Origin of the sequence: Streptomyces sp. 8N616, from assembly GCF_052246385.1 — a bacterium.
Taxonomy (GTDB): Bacteria; Actinomycetota; Actinomycetes; order Streptomycetales; family Streptomycetaceae; genus Streptomyces.
Genome location: NZ_JBQQBY010000078.1, coordinates 1 through 4,354 on the forward strand (window position 1 = coordinate 1; position 4,354 = coordinate 4,354).

Below are 4,354 nucleotides of genomic sequence, written 5' to 3' on the forward strand. Positions count from 1 at the left end.
TGGGGGGAGGGTGGTCGGGGGGGGTCCTTCCACCCGCCGCCGGATCCCGGGTCCAGATGCCGGGCCGTGCGCCTCAGCCGTGATGTGGTGGTTCAGGGCTGGCTGTTGACGAAGCCGATCGCGGTGGCGCCCCACCATCCGCTCTGGGAGACGGTCGCGGCGATTCCCGACTGGATCAGCAGGCGGCGCGGGACGGGCCGGGTGTGCACGTGCCGCAGGCGCTGTCCGAGCCAGTGTGCGTAGAGGCCGTTGAACAGGACGGCGAGTACGAGTCCGAGCTTGATCAGCGTCAGCGGCGAGGCCAGATCCGGCCGGAGGAACAGGCCGCTGAGTACGAGTCCGGCCAGCCCGAGCCAGATCGGCATCTGCAGGGCGCAGGCGGTGCGCAGGACGTCCTCCAGGCTGCGGCGTCCGAGCGTCCAGAGGATGGCGAACCAGTCGACGGCGAGCACCGACCCCAGACCCACGATGAGCGCCGCCAGGTGCAGGAAGCGGGCCACGGCGAGCAAGAGCGGGTCGGCGTGGACGTGGTCGGCCGTCCAGCAGGCGGCCGCCAGGACTGCGGCGCCCAGGGCGCCGAGGAGCACGAGCGCCCACGGCGGGGTGGGCGGGCGGCCCGCGGCCTCGACACTGTCTGCGACCGCGGGCCGCCCCGGTTCCAGGCCCGGGGCGGCCGTAGCTCTTCCGGAGCTCGAAGCCACTGCTCAGCTCTCCGGCTTCAGTTCGACATCGCGGAAGGTCGCGGTCACGGCCTTGCTCAGGGCGGGCTTCTCACCGCTGGCACCGTGACGCAGGAAGGTCGGGGTCCCGAGCGTGGCGCGCAGCGTGTACGTGCCGGCCTCGGGGATGGAGAAGTTGTTGGCGTAGTGGAAGAACTCGGCGTAGTAGAAGTTCAAATCCTGGGCCTGGACGACCTTGCCGTCCTTGTCGACCACTTCGAGGCGGATCGGTACATCCGGCACGATACGGCCGGTCTCGGCCTCCATCGGGATGATCTCGATGTGGTGCGTCTCGTCCTTGGCGGGCGTCCGGTTGACCTGCTTGCCGTGCTCGGCGTGGAACCAGGGCTCGGCCGCCTCGACGATGTAGCCGATGCGGTACTCCCCGACGCGGGTCTCGCCGCCCCTGGCTGCGATCTCCGCGTCCAGCACGGTGTGCTGGTGGGCCACGCCGGCCGGCGCCGTCTCCTTCACCTGGCTCTTGGCGGGCTTGTCATCGGCGTCGCCGCCACCGCAGGCAGTGAGTGCGAGGGTGAGCGGGGCGGCGATGCAGAGCGCGACAAGAGAGATTCTGGACATTGAGTCGCCGTGAACAGCCCGCCGAGGCTCATCAGGCGGCTGCGGGATGATCGATATCTGGACAGCCAGGACCGCCTCTCGCCTAAACTCCGCGCCGCCTCCACCCATCCGTATCGCTCCGAGGAGACGCCGTGACCTCTCGCCTGCCCCACCCTGCAGCCATTGCCCTGCTTGCTGCCGGATTGCTCACTCTTGTCACCTCCTGTGCCAAGAAGGGCGACGGCGACGCGAAGTCGGGAGGCATCGCGGTCGAGGCCACCGATGACGCGTGCAAGCTCTCCCGGACGTCCGCGCCTGCCGAGTCCATCGCCTTCGAGGTGGCCAATGAGGGAAGCAAGATCACCGAGTTCTACCTCTACGGGCCGGACGACAAGGTGATCAGCGAGGTCGAGGGCATCGGCCCCGGCACCTCCCGTGAGATGACCGTGAAGGTCACCGAGGCCGGCACGTACACCACCGCCTGCAAGCCGGGCATGGTCGGCAACGGCATCCGCGGTGAATTCACCGTCACGACGAAGGACCATGGCTGACCGATCCGCACCCTGGTGGGCCCTGGGCCGCGGTCCGGCCGGCAGGCGGGCCGAGTGGCGCTCCCCTACCGCCCGTTTCCCTCCGCCAGCAGATCGAGCAGGCTCTGGGCCCAGGAGACGTCATAGCCGTCCAGGCGAGGGAGACCGCCCCGGTTCGGGTCGCCGGTCCACTCCGCGAGTACGCCCGGATTGTGGGCGGCGTAGCCGCCGGACGCGAACAGATGCGGGCTGCCCTGGATTTCGGGGCCCTGGGCCGTACGCCACTGCTCGTACACCTCGGCCCGTCCTGCGCCGCGCTCCATCGCCTTGGCCAGTGCCTCGGCGTCCACGTGCTCGCACTTCGCGGCGGCGTCGAGGATCTCCGAGGGGATGCTGATGCAGCGGTTCTCGGCGTAGAAGGCGTGACGCAGCGCGGCGTCCAGCTCGTCGCTGCCGCGCAGGCCGCCGACGGCCGGGGCCTTCGCGGCCTGGACGGCCTCCAGCGCGGGCAGCGTGGTTGACGGGTAGTCCGACTCCGGCCCCGACCAGATGCGCCAGCCCAGCTCGGGGCGGTGCGCGGCGATCACGATGATTTCGGGCTCCACGATGAACTTGGGAGTGGGCTGGCTGTTGAACAGTTCCAGCGGGAACGCCCGGTGGTCTATCAGGATGTCCTGCTCGCGCTCGCGCGCCGTGCTGCGGAGGGTGTGCAGGGCCAGACTCGCCCACGGGCAGCCTATGTCGGACCAGACCATGACGGTTCCCGGTTCCCTGGCATCGCTCATGCTGATTCTCCTCGGTCCTGTCCCGGATGGGACGCGTCCGCTGCAGCAAAGCAAACCGGGACCGGGTTCGGGCTCCGAACCGGCACCCATGGTGACCCGGACACAAAGGACCAGACCATACGCCGGCATGCACCGTCTCGGTAGATGAGCAGGATGCTGGCCCGGACACTGTCCGGCAGCACACGCGTGTGGTCTGCGCACCTGGGCGGGACGAGCCGCCATGCGCACATTGGAGGGGCAACTCCCGAGCGACTGACCGTCCGTCCACCTACGACGGGAATATCCATGAGTGCTGTTGCCCCGGACACGGACGACGAGCCGAGTAAGACGCGCATACCGCCGCCGACCGGCTCCTGTGAGGTGGTGCTCACGGAACTCTGTTCAGCGTTGTTCACATCACTGCCCCGTAGCGATCAGCGAAGGAAGGGGCTGGCGTATATTCGCGGTCTCCTGGGAGCCCAGAAGCGCAAGTCCATACGGAACATCGCCGCACTGATCGGCGGGCAGGCCACCGAACAGAGCCTGCACCACTTCATCTGCGACTCCACTTGGGAATGGACCCCCGTACGCCGGGCGCTGGCCCGGCACCTGGCGAGCACGGCACCCCCACAGGCCTGGGTGGTCAGGCCCATGGTGATCCCGAAGGCCGGGGAGCGAACGGTTGGTGTGGAAAAGAGCTTCTTCCCCGATCTGGGACAGGTGATGAACGCACAGCAGGCCATCGGGGTCTGGGCCGCTACGGAGGAGATGAGCGCTCCGGTCAACTGGCGGCTCCATCTGTCCCGGGCGTGGCTGGAGGACCGACACCGGCGCAGCCAGGCATCGATCCCTGACGATGTGGGCGTGGAGACGCTGAGTGAGTGTGCGGCCGAGGCGTACCTCGAGATGGACAGGGGCTGGGACCTGCCGGTCCGGCCCGTGGTCATGGATGCCCGCGATGCGGACGCCGCGATCATCGTCCGGAAGCTCCGTGGCGCTCGGGTACCTCTGCTCATCAGGGTCAGCAGCACTCTTCGGCTGGGCGTTTCCGACCCGGCCCTGCACAGCCGGGCCGAGGCCCTGACTGCGCATCAGATCATGGGTGCGGCCAGGGACATGAGGCGCCCGGTCCTGTGGAAGGAGCGCGGTCCGGAGACGGACGCGCGGACAGGCCTGGTCGCTGTCGTCCGCGTCAGGATGCCGTCCAGGCACGGTCGTCTCCTGCTGGGGCACGCCCCCCGGGGCGGGGATCTGTACCTCCTGGGCGTCGGGGACAACGACCGGCGGTGGCCCACGGAACTGTGGCTCACGGACCTGAAGGATGCTCAGCCCGCTGCTCTGCTGCGGCTGAGCCGGCTCATCCACCGAGTCGACCAGGACTTCATACGGATCGCCAACCAGGTGGGCATCCGGGACTTCGCGGGGCGCTCCTTCCGCGGATGGCACCGTCACGTCACGCTCGCGTCGGCCGCCCATGCCGTTGCCGCCCTGGCCGATACGTCCGGAGAACTGAGTTACGCGTCCTGATCCTCGGACCCGTCATAGGCCAAGGGGGACCGGCGCGCCCTGAGGACATGCCGTAGGCGGGAGAGCCGGAGCGCGAGCTGGACTTCGAGTGCGCGCTCCGGCTTCTGCCATTCGGGGCCCAGGAGTTCACTGATCCGCTCCAGCCGGCGGACGACGGTGTTGGGGTGCACATGCAGTTTCTCGGCCGCGTACCTCGGGCTGCCACCGGTGTCGAAGTAGGCGTCCATGGTGCGGGTGAGCTCGGTGAAACGCTGCC

The 4,354-nt window shown here is 68.9% G+C and carries 6 protein-coding genes; 2 read left to right on the forward strand and 4 right to left on the reverse strand.

The window, feature by feature from the left end; genetic code table 11:
• Positions 1–92: 92 nt before the first annotated feature.
• Both ACTWQC_RS35595 and ACTWQC_RS35600 read right to left on the reverse strand, forming a co-directional pair.
• Positions 93–701, reverse strand: coding sequence for a hypothetical protein (locus tag ACTWQC_RS35595; protein WP_443320012.1), 609 nt, complete (start codon positions 699–701; stop codon positions 93–95).
• 3 nt (positions 702–704) lie between these two features.
• Positions 705–1,298, reverse strand: coding sequence for an iron transporter (locus ACTWQC_RS35600; protein ID WP_443320013.1), 594 nt, complete (start codon positions 1,296–1,298; stop codon positions 705–707).
• A 131-nt stretch (positions 1,299–1,429) separates the two neighbouring features.
• Between ACTWQC_RS35600 and ACTWQC_RS35605 the strand changes: the two genes are divergently transcribed.
• Positions 1,430–1,828, forward strand: coding sequence for a cupredoxin domain-containing protein (locus ACTWQC_RS35605; RefSeq protein ID WP_443320014.1), 399 nt, complete (start codon positions 1,430–1,432; stop codon positions 1,826–1,828).
• Between the two features lie 65 nt (positions 1,829–1,893).
• Here ACTWQC_RS35605 and ACTWQC_RS35610 read toward each other — a convergent pair whose 3' ends face one another.
• The gene (locus tag ACTWQC_RS35610) at positions 1,894–2,592 is read right to left on the reverse strand and encodes a DsbA family oxidoreductase (protein ID WP_443320015.1); all 699 of its coding nucleotides are present in this window, start codon (positions 2,590–2,592) and stop codon (positions 1,894–1,896) included.
• A 285-nt stretch (positions 2,593–2,877) separates the two neighbouring features.
• Here ACTWQC_RS35610 and ACTWQC_RS35615 point away from each other — a divergent pair, with 285 nt between their 5' ends.
• The gene (locus tag ACTWQC_RS35615) at positions 2,878–4,098 is read left to right on the forward strand and encodes an IS701 family transposase (protein WP_443320016.1); all 1,221 of its coding nucleotides are present in this window, start codon (positions 2,878–2,880) and stop codon (positions 4,096–4,098) included.
• On the opposite strand, the gene ACTWQC_RS35620 is transcribed toward ACTWQC_RS35615, so the two are convergent.
• Positions 4,086–4,354 (reverse strand): PucR family transcriptional regulator (locus tag ACTWQC_RS35620; protein ID WP_443320017.1); only part of this gene is annotated, 269 nt, incomplete at its 5' end. The two genes, ACTWQC_RS35615 and ACTWQC_RS35620, sit on opposite strands and share 13 nt — an antisense overlap.

What these genes read in the sequence shown, in the direction of transcription:
- ACTWQC_RS35600 (WP_443320013.1), bottom strand. Translation starts at nt 1,298, where the DNA reads ATGTCCAGAATCTCTCTTGTCGCGCTCTGCATCGCCGCCCCGCTCACC.
- ACTWQC_RS35610 (WP_443320015.1), bottom strand. Translation starts at nt 2,592, where the DNA reads ATGAGCGATGCCAGGGAACCGGGAACCGTCATGGTCTGGTCCGACATA.
- ACTWQC_RS35615 (WP_443320016.1), top strand. Translation starts at nt 2,878, where the DNA reads ATGAGTGCTGTTGCCCCGGACACGGACGACGAGCCGAGTAAGACGCGC.